Source organism: Rhizobium sp. BR 362, from assembly GCF_036528765.1.
Lineage (GTDB): Bacteria > Pseudomonadota > Alphaproteobacteria > Rhizobiales > Rhizobiaceae > Rhizobium.
This window is the reverse complement of sequence record NZ_JARWGH010000021.1, coordinates 22,200-36,619: the sequence shown is the minus strand read 5'-3', so window position 1 is coordinate 36,619 and position 14,420 is coordinate 22,200. Positions and strand designations below refer to the sequence as shown.

Below are 14,420 nucleotides of genomic sequence, written 5' to 3'. Positions count from 1 at the left end.
ACTCCGTCTCTCCCTCAAATCGTCGTCCGTGCCCGCAGCGCCGCCGTCAGCGTGCCTTCGTCCAGGTAATCGAGTTCGCCGCCGACCGGGACGCCGTGGGCGAGGCGGGTGATTTTCACTTCGAGGCCGGCAAGCTGGTCGGTTATATAGTGTGCTGTGGTTTGCCCTTCGACGGTGGCGTTGACGGCGATGATGATCTCGCGGATGCCGCCCTCGCTGACGCGTTCGATCAAGCCGCGGATGTTGAGATCGTCCGGGCCGATGCCGTCGAGCGGCGACAGCACGCCGCCAAGCACGTGATAGGCGGCATTCATCGCGCCGGCCCGCTCCAGCGCCCAGAGGTCGGCGACATCCTCGACGACGATGATGACGGACTGATCGCGCCGATCATCGGTGCAGACGGTGCAGGGATCGACGGTGTCGACATTGCCGCAGCGCGAGCAGATCTTCACTTTGTCATAGGCTTCGCCCATGGCATGGGAGAGGGGACCGAGCAACTGGTCCTTCTTCTTGATCAGGTGCAGCGCAGCGCGGCGCGCCGAGCGGGGACCGAGGCCCGGCACTTTTGCCAGAAGCTGGATGAGTTTTTCAATTTCGGGGCCGGTGACTCGCTTTGCCATGGGAGGCTTTTAGCTCATATGCTGACGGAACGGAATCGCGGAAGGGATGATCGCCCTATGAAAATTCTGGCCGTCTGCATCGGTGCCGCCGAAAAACTCCCCGGCAAGAGCTACAGGACCGGGATCAACAAGCATGCGGTCGGCGGTGCGGTCATGATCGACGCCGAGGGTATCATCGGCGACGCCGTCTGCAACGGTCAACATCACGGCGGACGCGATCAGGCCGTCTATGTCGAGGGTTCGCTGACACTGGATTGGTGGTCGAACGAACTGGGACGCAAATTGGAACCCGGTACGTTCGGCGAAAATATCGTCATCGAAGGGCTCGACAACCGCGAGGTCGCGGTCGGAGACAGATTCATAACCGACGATCTGGTTTTGGAGGTAACCTCGGCCCGCATTCCCTGCGCAACGTTTGCGGCAAAGATGGGCGATCCGAAATTCGTCAAGCGCTATACGCAGGCAGGCCGTCCCGGCATCTATTGCCGCGTCATCAACAACGGTACCGCCACCGCCGGAACGCCGGTGACCTATATCCCCTATGCTGGAGCCAAGGTCACTATGCCGGAATTGATGGTAACCTTTGGCAGGCGTTTGTCCCCGGAGGATCGGGCGCGTTATCTCTCCGCACCCATTCACTATAAGCTGAGAGCGCTTCTTAACGACAATCCCTAGGCAAGCCCGGTGCGGAAACGGTCGAACAGCGCCCGCCCTTCCGGCCAATCGCCGATTCCCGAATTTGCATTGATATGGCCGAGCGCGCCGGCATTTATCAATTCGCTGCCCCAGACCGTAGCACTTTCCGTCGCATAGGCGAACGAGCCGAAGGGATCGTTGGTGCTTGTGACGAGGAGCGACGGAAACGGCAGTCTTTGGCGCGGCGGATTGGCGAAGCTCGGAGCCTCCGTCAGATAGATGTCGCCCGTGGGATCGGGTGCCGAGACGAGGAAAGCGCCGAGGATTCTTGCCGGCGCGGATGCCGCCCAGTGCGCGACCAACTGGCAGGCGAGGCTATGGACGACGAGAACCGGCGGTGTTTTGAAGCCGCTGATCTCCCGGTCGAGCGCGGCGAGCCAATCGGCCAATTCCGGCCTATCCCAGCTTGCCGGCTGAAAGCGGCGCATCTCAGGATTTTCTTGTTCCCACAGAGTCTGCCAGTGACCTTCCCCCGAACCGCCAAGGCCGGGCAGGACGATGATATGGCTCATGTCTTTCCTCTCTTACTGTTTTGACGGAGGGAAGTTGACATGCTGCATCGCCGGTTGACATCGCAATCCATCGGATAAAACCTACGTCGGCCGATGAATTCAAGGTGTCGCAATGGAAAGCTTCGAGAAAGAGCTGGACCCGACCGATCTGTCGATGATCGAAATCCTGCAGGAGGATGGGCGGATTTCCGTATCGGAACTCGGCCGCCGGGTAGGGCTTTCGCAGCCCGCCGCGTCCGAACGTCTCAAGCGGCTCGAGGAGCGTGGCATCGTTACCGGCTATCGCGCCGTCATCGATCCCAACGCCGTCGGCCTCGGCATGATGGCCGTCGTCCGGCTGCGGACGACCCATGAGCATATACGCCCCTGCCTGAAAAAATTTTCGGAAATGCCGCAGATTATCGAGGTCCTGCGGCTGACCGGCGAGGATTGTTTCCTGTTGAAGGTCCTGGTGCCGACACCATCGGACCTTGAAACCATCGTCGATTCCATCGCCCGCCACGGCGCCGTGACCACGTCGCTGGTGTTGCGCAATGAGCCGGCGAAACCGATCGGCCGCGAGCTCATCCGCAAGACGAGGGGGCGTTGAGCTCGCCTACGCTGAAAGAAGCGCTTCTCAGAACGGCAGTTTGAAACCGGGCGGGATCGGCAGGCCGGCAGTCAGTTCGCGGGTCTTTTCGGCGGCCAGCGCCTCGGCCTTTTCCTGAGCGTCCTTATTTGCAGCGACGATCAGGTCTTCGAGGATTTCGACGTCCTCTTCCTTGAAAAGTGACGGATCGATCTTGATCGCCAGCATCTGGCTCTTGCCGTTCACGGTGACGCTGACGAGACCGCCGCCGGCTTTGCCTTCGGCCCGGATGTCGGCGATCTCCGCCTGCATCTTTTCCATCTTGGCCTGCATTTCCTTCACTTTGCCCATCATGCCCATGATGTCGCGCATCGTTGCTGGTCCTTCTTTTTCGTCTTTATCTTGTTATTTTGGTTACAATCTACGTCGAAAACCGCTTTCTGCTTTTATTGTACGGCTCTTCGATTTGGTATCATACCCTTAGAATTCGATATCATCGCCTGGAAGGATATCGCCGTCGACGGATTCGGCAGTTGCGGGCGCGGCGGTTTGTTCTTCTTCCTCCGCATCCGGCGCGCGCACGCGAACGTCGATGATCTTTGCGCCCGGAAATTGTGACAGGATTGCCGCCACGTCCGGATCCTGGCGGGCATCGGCGACCCGCTGCTGCTGCGCGTTTGCCTCGGCCTCCACCAGCGTCGGCTCGCCCTGCTCACGGCTAAGGCTGACGATCCAATGGATGCCGGTCCATTCCTTCAGCTTGACGGCAAGTTCGTTCAGCAGCGTTGTCGGCGCGCCAGGCGCGAGGCTGACGTCGAGCCGGCCAGGCGCCAGCCGCACCGGACGAACGAAGCTGCGCACCAGCGCCTTCACTTTCGGATCGCGCTTCTGGCCGGCAAGTTCTGCGATATCGGCCATCGAATTGACGGGAACCAACGGCTTCGGCGCTTCGGCGGGTTTTGGCTCGATTCGGCCGACAACGGGGCTTTCTTGCGGTTTCGTATTCGGAACCGAGCGCAGCATGGCGACCGGGGCCGATGGCGACGGCGCGGGCCGCGATGGTGCGGTTTCGACCGCGCGCGCCATGACGTTGCCCTGATAGGAGACCGGCGTTCCCATGCCGTTGCCGCCCGACGGGGCCGGCGATGGACGAGTCCCGCCACCATTGCCGTCCGAAAATTCGGCAAGCCGACGCGCCGCATCTTCCGGCGCCGGCAGATGGGCGGCATGCGCCAGACGGATCAGCACCATTTCGGCGGCACCAGCCGTACGGGCGGCACTTTCAGTCTCTGGTATGCCCTTGAGCAGCATCTGCCAGAAGCGCGACAGCGTGGTGACCGCCACGCCTTGCGCGAATTCGGCCGCCTTCGTGCGCTCGACTTCGCTCAGCGACGGATCGTGGGCGGCATCGGGCACATATTTCAGACGGGTGACGAGATGGGTGAAATCGGCAAGGTCGGTCAGTACGACGACAGGATTGGCGCCGGCTTCATACTGGCTGTTGAATTCCGCCAATGCGGCGGCGACATCGCCCTTGATGATATGGTGGAAGAGATCGACGATGCGCGCGCGGTCGGCAAGCCCCAGCATCGAGCGGACGGCATCCGCCGCAACCACGCCGCTGCCATGGGCGATCGCCTGATCGAGCAGCGACAGCCCATCGCGGGCCGAACCTTCGGCGGCGCGGGCGATCATGGCGAGTGCTTCCGGCTCCGCCTCGATGCCTTCCTTGGCGGCAATGGTGGTGAACAGGCCGACGAGATCGGAAGCGCTGATGCGGCGGAGGTCGAAGCGCTGGCAGCGCGACAGCACCGTGATCGGCACCTTGCGGATCTCGGTGGTGGCGAAGATGAACTTCACATGCTCCGGCGGCTCTTCCAGCGTTTTCAGCAGCCCGTTGAAGGCGGCCGTCGACAGCATGTGCACTTCATCGATGATATAGACCTTGTAGCGCGCCGAAACCGGGCGGTAGCGCACCTGTTCGATGATCTCTCTGATATCGTCGATGCCGGTATGCGAGGCGGCGTCCATCTCGATGACGTCGACATGCCGGCCTTCCATGATCGCCTGGCAATGCTGGCCGGGCTCGCGCAGGTCGATGGTCGGGCGGTCGATCTCGGCGGTCTTGTAGTTGAGGGCGCGCGCCAGGATGCGGGCCGTCGTCGTCTTGCCGACGCCGCGTACGCCGGTCAGCATGTAGGCCTGGGCAATGCGGCCGGTCTCGAACGCATTGGTCAGCGTGCGAACCATCGGCTCCTGGCCGACCATCAGGTCGGTAAAATCTTTCGGCCGGTATTTGCGGGCCAGCACCCGGTAACCGGTGCCGGTCGAAGCGGCATCTTTTGCTTGTCGCTCGGTGTCGCTCATCGCCCTGCTTATTGCCCGCAGAAAGCCGGGCCTTGCTTTCGGAAAGGGTGGGAGGCTGGCACGATGACCCGTGCCGGGCTCGTTAGGGCTGCTTCCTTCCGGACCTGACCCGGTTGGCGAGTGGCTCGTCCACCACCAACCTCCCGGATGCACATATCGGCAATATCGGCATCAAAAGCAAGCCAAGGTCAAAAAAAACTGCTAAACATTTGATAAAACATCGGAGGAAGACCCATTGCAGGATTTTGCGCTCGACGATCGTCTGGCGAATGACAGCGTTTCCGTCGCCATGACCGGCCTTTGCGACGTTCGGCTGATGAAGGATCGCCGCTGGCCATGGCTGTTGCTGGTGCCCCACCGGCCCGGAATATCGGAAATATTCGAGCTGACGCCGCTCGACCAGGTGCTGCTGACCTTCGAGACCAATAAGGTCGGCGCCGCGTTGAAGACAGTGACGGGGGCGACAAAAATCAACATCGGGGCTCTTGGAAATATCGTCCGTCAGCTTCATGTTCATGTCATTGCGCGGTTCGAAGGGGACACGAATTGGCCCGGCCCAATCTGGGGCTATGGCAAAGCGGAACCCTATGCGGACGAAGATATGAACAGCTTCATAGCCAAGTTGCGGGAAACGCTTTCACAATGAATCATTCAATCTTCTCTACGGATGCCCCTCACCCGGAAGCGAGCAGCCTCACCGCCTTTGCGGAAAATCAGCTTAATCGGGACGCCGAGCACCGCGACGAGGAATCGATCAAGCACGCGCTCGCCAAGGAAGGCACGCATATCCTGGCATTCGCCCAGGATCGGCTTGTTCTGAAGCACGACGGTCAGGTCCTCGACCCGCTGTTTGCCCGCTACGAGCTGCAGGAACTTGATCCGGACTGGGAAGCGGCGGTGCTGCTCGGCTACCGCAAGACCGGCGAGCCGCGGCTGGCCGTGCCGGTGCGCATCAATGCCGACGATCTCGCCAGCCACTACAAGCCCGCCGACATGCGCTCGCTCTGGCGCGATCTGCTGCTCGAAGGCGAGATTCTCGGCGAAGCCGCGCAAGGCATGAGCCTTATCCGCTGGAACAGCGACAACCGCTTCTGCGGCCGGTGCGGCTCGGTCATGGAGCTTCGCATCGGCGGCTACAAGCGCGTCTGCACCGCCTGCGAACACATGATCTTTCCGCGCACCGATCCGGTCGTCATCATGCTGACGATCGACGAGGAGAAAAATCTCTGCCTGCTCGGCCGCAGCCATCATTTCGCACCGGGCATGTATTCCTGCCTCGCCGGTTTCGTCGAACCGGGCGAAACGATCGAAAATGCCGTGCGCCGCGAGACGCGTGAGGAATCCGGTATCCACATCGGCCGTGTGCGCTATCATGCCTCGCAGCCCTGGCCGATGCCGCATTCCCTGATGATCGGCTGCTACGCCGAGGCGAAGTCGAGGGAGATCCATATGGATGTTGCCGAGTTGGACGACTGCCGCTGGTTCACGCCGGAAGAGACGCTCGCCATGCTCGATCGCGTCTCGCCCTCCGGCAACACTTCGCCGCCCAAGGGCGCCATCGCCCATCGCCTGATGCGCGACTGGGTGGAATGGAAACGATAGGCGCTCGTCATGGCGCGCTCGGAACGGCTGCTGACCCTGCTGCAGACGCTGAGGCGCTATCGCCGTCCCGTCAGCGGCGCGATCCTCGCCGAAGAGACCGGCGTCAGCCTGCGCACGCTTTATCGCGATATCGCAAGCCTGCAGACGCAGGGTGCCATGATCGAAGGCGAACCGGGCATTGGCTATGTCCTGAAGCCAGGCTTCATGCTGCCGCCGATGATGTTTTCGCAGGATGAGATCGAGGCGCTGGTGCTGGGATCAAGATGGGTCGCGCGCGCCACCGATTCGCGATTGGCCGCAGCCGGTGCCGACGCCCTTGCCAAGATCGCTGCCGTGCTGCCCGCCGAGATGCGCGAGGCGGTCGATCAGGCGGCAGTGGTCGTCGCCACGCGGCGCATCACCGAGGACAAGGCTGATCTTTCGCTCATGCGCAAGGCGATCCGTACGGAACGCATGGTGCAATTGACCTATGGCGACGTGAACGGCGCCATTTCGACCCGGCGCATCTGGCCCTTTGCGCTCGGTTATTTCGACAATGCCCGCATTATCATGGCTTGGTGCGAGCTGCGCCAGGATTTTCGCCATTTCCGCGCCGACCGCATCGTCGATTTCGCGGTGCTGGAGGCGCGCTATCCACGCCGCCGCGTTACCCTCGCCAGGGAATGGAATGCCCGAGAGGGCATGCTCCACGATTGATTGCCGACGAAACGCTACTGCCAGAAACTGTCAGTATGCACGACTATGATGGCCACCATCCCAAGCAGGAAGGAGGACCGATCATGGCAAGTCACGCTTTCATCGTCACGAAACAAACCCATCGCGGCGTCATCGAGGCGCGCAACGGCAAGGATATTTCTGCGCCGGCATGGCCGGTCCGCCTTCTGCGGGTTGGGCTCGACTATCTTGCTCGCAGCCGAGATCGCCTCGATCTCGAAGACGCGACGGATTCCGTGAAGCGCGATCTGGGCTTCTTGGACGGCCGCGCCCCGTACCATGAGGAAGACTGGATGCGCTAAAGGCGCATCCTCAATCGACCATCCCCTGACAATTCCATCACCGGCAGGTTTCGCCTTGCCTGCCGGGCAGCATCCATCATGCCTTCATATCCCTAAAACCCAAGAGGAATGTCCAAATGACCAGCCCCAACCTCATCATTTTCTATGTCAAGGATCCCGGCGAAAGCACGCCGTTCTACCGTGACCTGCTCGGCCGCGAACCCGCCTTTGCCTCGCCGAATTTCGTCGCCTTCGGGCTCGACAATGGTTTCAACCTCGGTCTCTGGCGCCGCAGCAACGTCGAGCCCCAGCCCTCCGCCATCGGCAGTCGAGGCGAACTGGGCTTTATGGTCGAAGGCGACGGCGCTGTCGAAAAGCACTATCGGGATTGGAAGGCCCGCGGCTTGCCAATAGCACAGGAACTGACGACCATGGATTTCGGCCCGACCTTCGTCGTGCTCGATCCCGACGGTCATCGACTGCGGGTTTGTGAGCCGGATAAATAAGTTATAATCGCGATTCGCCCCTCACCCTAGCCCTCTCCCCGTTTTGACGGGGAGAGGGGACGACCTCAGACCCTCGCTAAGCCCGATGATGGAAGGTAGGCTGGGGGCGCGTCTATCCCCTTCTCCCCGCGAGCGGGCAGAAGGTGGCCGATAGGCCGAATGAGGGGCTAGAGGCGACGGCTAGAGATCGCTTCATCAAAGTGGCTTGCCGAGTAGGTATGCCGATCGATCCAGTTGACTTCCGGCATTCGGAGAAGAGACTGATCAATAAATCTAATGCCATGCGAGGACCAATTGCTGCATCATATTTCATTCGGTGTCTCGGATATCGAGAAGGCCGCCGCGTTCTACGACTCCGCCTTCGCGCCACTCGGCTATGTCAGGGTTTGGGAAGACTTGAATCCGGGCGAGCCTGAGCAGGCGATCGGATATGGTCCGCCCGGTGATGGCGATAAGTTCGCCATCAAATTGCGTGGCAGGGAGGCTCGCGCTCCCGGCTCAGGCTTCCACCTCGCTTTTGCAGCACCAAACCGTGACGCTGTCGCCTCGTTCTATAAGGCGGCCTTGGCTCATGGCGGCACGGACAACGGCACGCCGGGTCTTCGGCCTCATTATGGGCCAAATTATTTCGCGGCTTTCGTCATTGATCCAGACGGACACCACATCGAGGTCGTCACCAAAGCGGACGGATAACCGTTGGATGGAAATCGTACCGGTATCGCAACCCGCCCTCGTGGTTCGAGGCTGCAGCCCTTTGGGCTTTCGCACCTCACCATGAGGGCTGATCTTCGTGCGCCCAACCAACCGCATAACCTGCTCCGCCTCATCCTGAGGTGCGGAGCGCGAAGAGCGAAGCCTCGAAGGACGAGGTGGCCTCCGAGACAACCTGCTTAAAGATCGCCCCGCATCGGATGCCCCTTATAGACGCCGAGGATGCGGACCTTCTCTGAGAAGAACCGCAACTCCTCCAGCGCGCGGCGCACATGCGCGTCGGACGGATGGCCCTCTATGTCGGCGTAAAACTGCGTCGCTACAAAACGGCCGCCGAGCTGATAGCTTTCGAGCTTCGTCATGTTGATGCCGTTGGTCGCAAAGCCCCCCAGGGCCTTGTAGAGCGCAGCCGGAATGTTGCGCACGTTGAAGACGAAGGTAGTGACGATCTTTTCCTCGGGCGAACTGCGCTGCGCCCAGTTCTCGTCGCGCGACAGCACGACGAAACGCGTCACGTTGCTTTCGGTATCCTCGACATTTTCCGCAACGATTTCGAGGCCATAGAGGTCGGCCGCCAATCGCGGCGCGAGCGCCGCCATGGTGCGGTCGCCGGTTTCCTGCACGAGCTTTGCCGCACCCGCCGTGTCGCCGGCGATGATCGGTTTCCAGCCATTGGCGCGTACGACCTTGCGGCATTGGCCAAGCGCATGGATGTGGCTGTGCACCGTGCGGATATCTTCCTTCTTCACGCCCGGCAGCACCATGAGCTGGAAGTGGATCGGCATGAAATATTCGCCAACGATATGCAGTCGCGATTCGGGCAGCAGATGATGGATATCGGCGACCCGACCGGCGATCGTGTTCTCGATCGGAATCATGCCGAGATCGGCCTCACCATTATCGACGGCGGTGAAGGCGTCCTCGAAGGTCTGGCAAGGCAGCGGCTCCATCGTCGGGAACATATCACGGCAAGCCATGTCGGAATTGGCGCCGTAGTCGCCCTGGAAAGAGATCTTGTTGGTCTTGGTGATCATGGGACTGCCTTTGGGGAAATTCCGTCAGAGAGAGGCGCCGGAAAGAATCCGGCGGGCCTTTTCGAGGTCGGCGGGAGTATCGACACCGAGTGGTATCGTGTCAACGATCTCGACATCGATGCGCATGCCGGCCTCAAGCGCCCGCAACTGCTCCAGTGATTCGCGTTTTTCCAGTGTCGAAGGGCCGAGCCTGACGAATTTCTCCAGCGCGGCGCGGCGATAGGTATAAAGGCCGATGTGATGATAAAGCGCCCCGTTGCCGTAAGGCGCAGTGGCGCGTGTGAAGTAGAGCGCGCGCAGGCGATGCTCCGAAATGGCCGAGCCGACGACCTTGACGACGCTCGGCAGCGTCTTTTCTTCCTCGTCTCTGATCTCGACGGTCAGCGTGGCGATATCGACCGCCGGATCTTCCAGCGGCCGCAGCGACGCGCGGATGGTCTCGGGATCGATGGTCGGCAGATCGCCCTGGACATTGACGACGATCTCGGCGCGGCCTTCGGGATCCACGGCCTGCAGGGCTTCATAGATTCGGTCCGAGCCGGATTGATGATCGGTGCGCGTCATCACGACTTCGAAGCCCGCATTCTTGACGGCGGCAAAGGTGTCCTCATGGTCGACGGCGACGACGATGCGACCGATCGCCGCCTCGCGTGCGCGTTTGGCAACCTGTACGATCATGGGCAGACCGCAGATATCGGCGAGCGGTTTGCCGGGCAGGCGTGTGGAGGCCATCCGGGCAGGAATGAGTACCAGCGTCTTGTCCAAGTTGGGATCTGTCATTGTTGGGCCTTCTATTCCCGCCGGAAAAGTGTCAAAAAGTCTCACGGTGGAGACCGTTTACAGAGTTGCAAGAAACAGTCAAAAGACATAGGTTTCGCGCGAATTCAAGATGGGCCGGCAGCCGCTGCCGGGGGCGAGGGGAGCATAGCAGATGAATTCATCCTACGTGAACATGGGTGTCGGGGCACTTCTGGCCACACTTTTTGTGCTGAAGTCCGTGTCGCTCGCGTCGGGATTTATTTTCCATTCAGAGACACCCGAAAAGCCGGGCTTCGCAATTATCGCCGCTGAAGAGACCTCTGGCGGGGCAGGCGGCAAGGAGGCCGCCGCCAAGCAGGAAACGCCGATTGCGCAATTGCTGCAAAAAGCCGACGCCAAGGCCGGCGAATCGATCTTCAAGAAGTGTCAGGCCTGTCATGACGGCACCAAGGGCGGGCCGAACAAGGTCGGTCCTGATCTCTGGGGCGTCGTCGATCGCCCGATCGCCTCGCATGAAGGTTTTGCCTATTCCTCCGCCATGAAGGATTTTTCCAAGGGCAGCAGCGAAAAGTGGACCTACGATCATCTTTATCATTTCCTCGAAGCTCCGAAGAAATTCATTGCCGGGACGGCGATGGGCTTTGCCGGGCTGCCGAAGGAAGAAGATCGCGCCAACGTCATTGCCTATCTGCGCACGCTGGCCGACACGCCTCAGCCGCTGCCTGACGCGAACGCTCCGGCAGCGACGAACTAAGCTGCTTCAAGCGAACAATTGCCAAAAGCCCGGTCGTCTCGGCCGGGCTTTTGCGTTGCCGGTCAGCCATTCAAATCGAGCTTGAAGCGCCAACGCCTATGAATGCGCAGGCCTCTCGTCGCTAGCCGAGCATATAGGCCCAAAGTGACACCGAAAGTACGCCGAATGCCGTTGTCAGCGTAATCGTCGAGGCAGCGAGGCTGTGGCCAACACCGAAGCGGTTGGCAATCAGCCAGGCGTTCACGCCGGTAGGAACGGCCGCAGTGAGTACGATCGCCTCACGCCACTGCGAGCTGAGGCCGAGAAGATATCCGGCCGAAAGCACGCAGGCCGGCAGCAACAGAAGCTTGAACATCGACATAATGCTGGCAATCCCGAGATTGCCGGAAAGCCCGTATTGCCGCAGCGCCATACCGAGCGAAATCAGCGCCGCCGGCCCCGCCGTGTTGGCGATGCTGTCGACGACGGTGCCGACCGTTGCCGGCAGGGGAATGCCGATGAGATGCACGACAAGTCCGGCAACAAGGCCGATGACCAGCGGATTGCGGACGAGATTTCTGCCGACCCGTCGCAGGAGTTCGCCCGTGCTTCGCCCGGTGCCGCCGTTCGCCTTGCGCTCGGCCTGCTCCATCAGCATCGTGCCGGCAATCATCATGACGGGCAGATGCACCGCAATCAGGATCGATAGCGCTACGATGCCCTCGGGTCCGACGACGCGGCTCACCAGCGGCAGGCCGATAAAGGCATTGTTGGCGAAGGCGGACGACACGCCGGCGAGCACCCCGATCCGCGCATCCCGCCCGAACAGCCGTGTCGCCGCCAGATGGCCGGCCGTCCAGGCAACCGCGACGCCGGAAAAATAGGCGATCCACAACCGGAATGGCGACGCCCCGTTAAAATGGGCGCCCGCAATGGTCTGGAACAGCAGCAGCGGCACGGCAATCTTGAAGACGAACTCGCTCATCGCCTCGCCGACGCTGGCCGTCAATACGCCGGCACGCACGATCAACCAGCCGACGAGGATCAGCAGGAAAATCGGCAGGACATCGGAGAAGATTTCGGACATGCCGTGCGAGGGAGCTGTGGCGGGATCTTGAGAATTGATCCCAGAGTAGTAGCAGCTTGCCGCATCGTGAGAAGCCGAAAAGCGGTCGGCAACAAAAAAAGCGGGCCTCGCCCGCTTTTCCGAACCCGGCTACCGCCGGAGTCCTCCCGGTGCACAAGCCGCCAGTTCATCCGTGGTCGGCGCGCGTACCGGTGAGGCGGAAGGTATCATACCTTCCAGGAGCTGGCCGTGAATGCCTTGTCCGCATCCCATGCCAGTTCGCTTGATAAATGTTTACAGATGGAAAGTGACAGGCAAATGACTGGTTGAGACTTAGTTAACTCGCGGGGCACCGATTTCCCTTCCAAACTTCGGAAAAACCGCTAATACCGGATACCGGCTATCACCAATACCGGGGACCCCCTACTTGATGACTCGTTTCGATGTACTGACCGTTGGCAATGCTATCGTCGACATTATCTCCCGCTGCGACGATCAGTTCCTGATCGACAACAAGATCACCAAGGCCGCGATGAATCTCATCGATGCCGATCGGGCCGAACTGCTCTATTCGCGCATGGGTCCGGCGCTCGAAGCTTCCGGCGGCAGCGCCGGCAATACGGCGGCAGGCGTTGCGAATTTCGGTGGCCGCGCAGCCTATTTCGGCAAGGTCGCGGAAGATCAGTTGGGCGAAATCTTCGCGCACGACATCCGCGCCCAGGGCGTGCATTACGAAACCAAGCCAAAGGGTACGTTCCCGCCGACCGCCCGTTCTATGATCTTCGTCACCGAGGATGGCGAGCGTTCGATGAACACCTATCTCGGCGCCTGCGTCGAGCTTGGCCCGGAAGATGTCGAGGAAACCGTCGTCGCGGATGCAAAGGTCACCTATTTCGAAGGTTATCTCTGGGATCCGCCGCGCGCCAAGGAAGCGATTCGCGAATGCGCCCGCATTGCCCATGCCAACGGCCGCGAAATGTCGATGACGTTGTCCGACAGCTTCTGCGTCGGCCGTTATCGCGACGAGTTTCTCGATCTTATGCGCTCAGGGACCGTTGATATCGTCTTCGCCAATCGCGACGAGGCCTTGTCGCTCTACGAGACGGACGATTTCGAGAAGGCACTGACGCTGATTGCCGGCGACTGCAAGATCGCAGCCGTAACGACTGGCAAGGATGGCGCCGTGGTCGTCCGCGGCAACGAACGCTATGTCGTCGATGCCCATCCGATCGAAGCGCGCGTCGATACGACCGGCGCCGGCGATCTCTTCGCCGCCGGTTTCCTCTTCGGCTACACGCAGGGCCGTACGCTTGAGGATTGCGCCAAGCTCGGCAATCTCGCGGCAGCGATCGTCATTGAACAGATCGGCCCGCGGCCGATGCGGTCGCTCTCGGAAGCTGCAAAGGAATTCGGGCTTCTCTAATATAGCGGGACCCGCTGGCTCACGCTGATATCGAAAGCCGCTTGTGGAGCATAAATATCGCACGTTCGTCAATACAAACGGGGCGATGGCAATGCCATGGAGCCTTGAGGGGCTTTCGTTTACTTGAAGGCTTCGCCGGGATAGGCGCCCCAGATTTCAGATTGTGCCACCCAGCCTTCGGTGCCGTCGGCAGTCGCCAGGCACCAGTCGCCGGTGCATTCGCGGATGTTCATCATCACACCCGGCTGGAGCTTGGCGATGACGGTGCTCGACGGCTGCGCGTCGCGGCGCATGTTGACGAAGACCGCCTTGCCCTTGCCCTTCATCCACGGCGCGGCGATGGCCGAGCGCTGGCCCGAGAGCAACGACTGGTTGACCCAGCCCTCCGTACCGTCGGCGTCACGCACGCGGCGCCAATTGTCGTATTCCTGAATGATCTCGACCGGCAATCCCTGCTTGAGATACATCCATGACACAGCATAATCGGCGCTGGGGCCGACACGCAGGTTGACGCGCTTCGACTTCAGCGTGACGAACCTCGGCAGCGGCAATCCACTCGGTCCCTTGGCGGCCTGGGCCGCGGCAAGATCGGCGGTGGCGCCGGCCATCATCAGGCCGATCGCGAAAATAGCGCAGGACTTCAGGACTTTGCCACGCATTGGATTTCCGTTCGCTTATCATGACCAAGACGCCGTCGGGCGGCCTTTCGTTCCGGTGATAGAAAATCCCTGCGCCGCGCCCGCGAGTTTTGTTTGTCTTCGCCTGCCGGTCTGGTAGAAATGCCCGGAACGGGAAAATTATCCTGCTTCTTGGTTAAGAACATCTGAA

18 protein-coding genes and 1 other RNA gene are annotated in these 14,420 nt (G+C 60.9%); 10 read left to right on the top strand and 9 right to left on the bottom strand.

Translation table 11 applies throughout. The features are described 5' to 3' along the window. Positions 1 to 14: 14 nt before the first annotated feature. Positions 15 to 620, bottom strand: coding sequence for a recombination mediator RecR (gene recR, locus QDY28_RS21705; RefSeq protein WP_331383691.1), 606 nt, complete (start codon positions 618 to 620; stop codon positions 15 to 17). 18 nt (positions 621 to 638) lie between these two features. Here recR and QDY28_RS21700 point away from each other — a divergent pair, with 18 nt between their 5' ends. Next, positions 639 to 1,295, top strand: a complete 657-nt coding sequence (locus QDY28_RS21700; RefSeq protein ID WP_331383690.1) for an MOSC domain-containing protein — start codon at positions 639 to 641, stop codon at positions 1,293 to 1,295. On the opposite strand, the gene QDY28_RS21695 is transcribed toward QDY28_RS21700, so the two are convergent. Further along, the gene (locus QDY28_RS21695; protein ID WP_331383689.1) at positions 1,292 to 1,828 is read right to left on the bottom strand and encodes an RBBP9/YdeN family alpha/beta hydrolase; all 537 of its coding nucleotides are present in this window, start codon (positions 1,826 to 1,828) and stop codon (positions 1,292 to 1,294) included. The genes QDY28_RS21700 and QDY28_RS21695 overlap by 4 nt on opposite strands. A 112-nt stretch (positions 1,829 to 1,940) precedes the next feature. On the opposite strand from QDY28_RS21695, the gene QDY28_RS21690 reads away from it, so the two are divergent. Beyond that, positions 1,941 to 2,417: an Lrp/AsnC family transcriptional regulator gene (locus QDY28_RS21690; RefSeq protein WP_331383688.1), complete on the top strand. Its 477-nt coding sequence runs from the start codon at positions 1,941 to 1,943 to the stop codon at positions 2,415 to 2,417. Between the two features lie 27 nt (positions 2,418 to 2,444). Here the strand turns inward: QDY28_RS21690 and QDY28_RS21685 are convergent, their stop codons facing one another. From QDY28_RS21685 to ffs, 3 genes are all read right to left on the bottom strand, one after another. Beyond that, on the bottom strand, positions 2,445 to 2,768 hold the full coding sequence (locus QDY28_RS21685) for a YbaB/EbfC family nucleoid-associated protein (RefSeq protein WP_331383687.1): 324 nt from the start codon (positions 2,766 to 2,768) through the stop codon (positions 2,445 to 2,447). Positions 2,769 to 2,876: 108 nt separating this feature from the next. Beyond that, positions 2,877 to 4,763, bottom strand: coding sequence for a DNA polymerase III subunit gamma/tau (locus QDY28_RS21680; protein WP_331383686.1), 1,887 nt, complete (start codon positions 4,761 to 4,763; stop codon positions 2,877 to 2,879). A 47-nt stretch (positions 4,764 to 4,810) separates the two neighbouring features. Continuing rightward, positions 4,811 to 4,907, bottom strand: an RNA gene (gene ffs, locus QDY28_RS21675) — signal recognition particle sRNA small type. A gap of 91 nt (positions 4,908 to 4,998) precedes the next feature. On the opposite strand from ffs, the gene QDY28_RS21670 reads away from it, so the two are divergent. The 6 genes from QDY28_RS21670 (at position 4,999) to QDY28_RS21645 (ending at position 8,559) form a co-directional block, all read left to right on the top strand. Further along, a complete protein-coding gene (locus QDY28_RS21670) occupies positions 4,999 to 5,409 on the top strand; it encodes an HIT family protein (RefSeq protein ID WP_331383685.1) in 411 nt (136 codons plus the stop codon). Continuing rightward, positions 5,406 to 6,365, top strand: a complete 960-nt coding sequence (gene nudC, locus QDY28_RS21665; protein WP_331383684.1) for an NAD(+) diphosphatase — start codon at positions 5,406 to 5,408, stop codon at positions 6,363 to 6,365. The genes QDY28_RS21670 and nudC overlap by 4 nt, the downstream gene beginning before the upstream one ends. Before the next feature lie 9 nt (positions 6,366 to 6,374). Further along, the gene (locus tag QDY28_RS21660) at positions 6,375 to 7,061 is read left to right on the top strand and encodes a helix-turn-helix transcriptional regulator (RefSeq protein WP_331383683.1); all 687 of its coding nucleotides are present in this window, start codon (positions 6,375 to 6,377) and stop codon (positions 7,059 to 7,061) included. Positions 7,062 to 7,144: 83 nt separating this feature from the next. Further along, positions 7,145 to 7,381, top strand: a complete 237-nt coding sequence (locus QDY28_RS21655; RefSeq protein WP_331383682.1) for a hypothetical protein — start codon at positions 7,145 to 7,147, stop codon at positions 7,379 to 7,381. A gap of 116 nt (positions 7,382 to 7,497) precedes the next feature. Beyond that, a complete protein-coding gene (locus QDY28_RS21650) occupies positions 7,498 to 7,866 on the top strand; it encodes a VOC family protein (RefSeq protein ID WP_331383681.1) in 369 nt (122 codons plus the stop codon). Positions 7,867 to 8,160: 294 nt separating this feature from the next. After that, positions 8,161 to 8,559, top strand: a complete 399-nt coding sequence (locus QDY28_RS21645) for a VOC family protein (protein ID WP_331383680.1) — start codon at positions 8,161 to 8,163, stop codon at positions 8,557 to 8,559. A 197-nt stretch (positions 8,560 to 8,756) separates the two neighbouring features. On the opposite strand, the gene QDY28_RS21640 is transcribed toward QDY28_RS21645, so the two are convergent. Beyond that, positions 8,757 to 9,611, bottom strand: a complete 855-nt coding sequence (locus QDY28_RS21640; protein WP_331383679.1) for a prephenate dehydratase — start codon at positions 9,609 to 9,611, stop codon at positions 8,757 to 8,759. Between the two features lie 24 nt (positions 9,612 to 9,635). Beyond that, positions 9,636 to 10,391 (bottom strand): 3-deoxy-manno-octulosonate cytidylyltransferase, encoded by a 756-nt coding sequence (locus QDY28_RS21635; RefSeq protein ID WP_331383678.1) that lies wholly within the window; start codon positions 10,389 to 10,391, stop codon positions 9,636 to 9,638. 151 nt (positions 10,392 to 10,542) lie between these two features. On the opposite strand from QDY28_RS21635, the gene QDY28_RS21630 reads away from it, so the two are divergent. Then, complete coding sequence (locus QDY28_RS21630; RefSeq protein WP_331383677.1) at positions 10,543 to 11,124, top strand: c-type cytochrome; 582 nt, start codon at positions 10,543 to 10,545, stop codon at positions 11,122 to 11,124. Between the two features lie 121 nt (positions 11,125 to 11,245). On the opposite strand, the gene QDY28_RS21625 is transcribed toward QDY28_RS21630, so the two are convergent. Then, complete coding sequence (locus tag QDY28_RS21625) at positions 11,246 to 12,190, bottom strand: AEC family transporter (protein ID WP_331383676.1); 945 nt, start codon at positions 12,188 to 12,190, stop codon at positions 11,246 to 11,248. A gap of 409 nt (positions 12,191 to 12,599) precedes the next feature. Between QDY28_RS21625 and QDY28_RS21620 the strand changes: the two genes are divergently transcribed. Next, positions 12,600 to 13,592: an adenosine kinase gene (locus QDY28_RS21620; RefSeq protein ID WP_331383675.1), complete on the top strand. Its 993-nt coding sequence runs from the start codon at positions 12,600 to 12,602 to the stop codon at positions 13,590 to 13,592. Between the two features lie 119 nt (positions 13,593 to 13,711). On the opposite strand, the gene QDY28_RS21615 is transcribed toward QDY28_RS21620, so the two are convergent. Further along, positions 13,712 to 14,251, bottom strand: coding sequence for an SH3 domain-containing protein (locus QDY28_RS21615; RefSeq protein ID WP_331383674.1), 540 nt, complete (start codon positions 14,249 to 14,251; stop codon positions 13,712 to 13,714). Positions 14,252 to 14,420: the final 169 nt, after the last annotated feature.

What these genes read in the sequence shown, in the direction of transcription:
- QDY28_RS21690 (WP_331383688.1), top strand. Translation starts at nt 1,941, where the DNA reads ATGGAAAGCTTCGAGAAAGAGCTGGACCCGACCGATCTGTCGATGATC.
- QDY28_RS21680 (WP_331383686.1), bottom strand. Translation starts at nt 4,763, where the DNA reads ATGAGCGACACCGAGCGACAAGCAAAAGATGCCGCTTCGACCGGCACC.
- QDY28_RS21655 (WP_331383682.1), top strand. Translation starts at nt 7,145, where the DNA reads ATGGCAAGTCACGCTTTCATCGTCACGAAACAAACCCATCGCGGCGTC.
- QDY28_RS21700 (WP_331383690.1), top strand. Translation starts at nt 639, where the DNA reads ATGCTGACGGAACGGAATCGCGGAAGGGATGATCGCCCTATGAAAATT.
- QDY28_RS21635 (WP_331383678.1), bottom strand. Translation starts at nt 10,391, where the DNA reads ATGACAGATCCCAACTTGGACAAGACGCTGGTACTCATTCCTGCCCGG.
- QDY28_RS21660 (WP_331383683.1), top strand. Translation starts at nt 6,375, where the DNA reads ATGGCGCGCTCGGAACGGCTGCTGACCCTGCTGCAGACGCTGAGGCGC.
- QDY28_RS21695 (WP_331383689.1), bottom strand. Translation starts at nt 1,828, where the DNA reads ATGAGCCATATCATCGTCCTGCCCGGCCTTGGCGGTTCGGGGGAAGGT.
- QDY28_RS21615 (WP_331383674.1), bottom strand. Translation starts at nt 14,251, where the DNA reads ATGCGTGGCAAAGTCCTGAAGTCCTGCGCTATTTTCGCGATCGGCCTG.
- QDY28_RS21685 (WP_331383687.1), bottom strand. Translation starts at nt 2,768, where the DNA reads ATGCGCGACATCATGGGCATGATGGGCAAAGTGAAGGAAATGCAGGCC.
- QDY28_RS21625 (WP_331383676.1), bottom strand. Translation starts at nt 12,190, where the DNA reads ATGTCCGAAATCTTCTCCGATGTCCTGCCGATTTTCCTGCTGATCCTC.
- QDY28_RS21620 (WP_331383675.1), top strand. Translation starts at nt 12,600, where the DNA reads ATGACTCGTTTCGATGTACTGACCGTTGGCAATGCTATCGTCGACATT.
- nudC (WP_331383684.1), top strand. Translation starts at nt 5,406, where the DNA reads ATGAATCATTCAATCTTCTCTACGGATGCCCCTCACCCGGAAGCGAGC.
- QDY28_RS21630 (WP_331383677.1), top strand. Translation starts at nt 10,543, where the DNA reads ATGAATTCATCCTACGTGAACATGGGTGTCGGGGCACTTCTGGCCACA.
- recR (WP_331383691.1), bottom strand. Translation starts at nt 620, where the DNA reads ATGGCAAAGCGAGTCACCGGCCCCGAAATTGAAAAACTCATCCAGCTT.
- QDY28_RS21650 (WP_331383681.1), top strand. Translation starts at nt 7,498, where the DNA reads ATGACCAGCCCCAACCTCATCATTTTCTATGTCAAGGATCCCGGCGAA.
- QDY28_RS21640 (WP_331383679.1), bottom strand. Translation starts at nt 9,611, where the DNA reads ATGATCACCAAGACCAACAAGATCTCTTTCCAGGGCGACTACGGCGCC.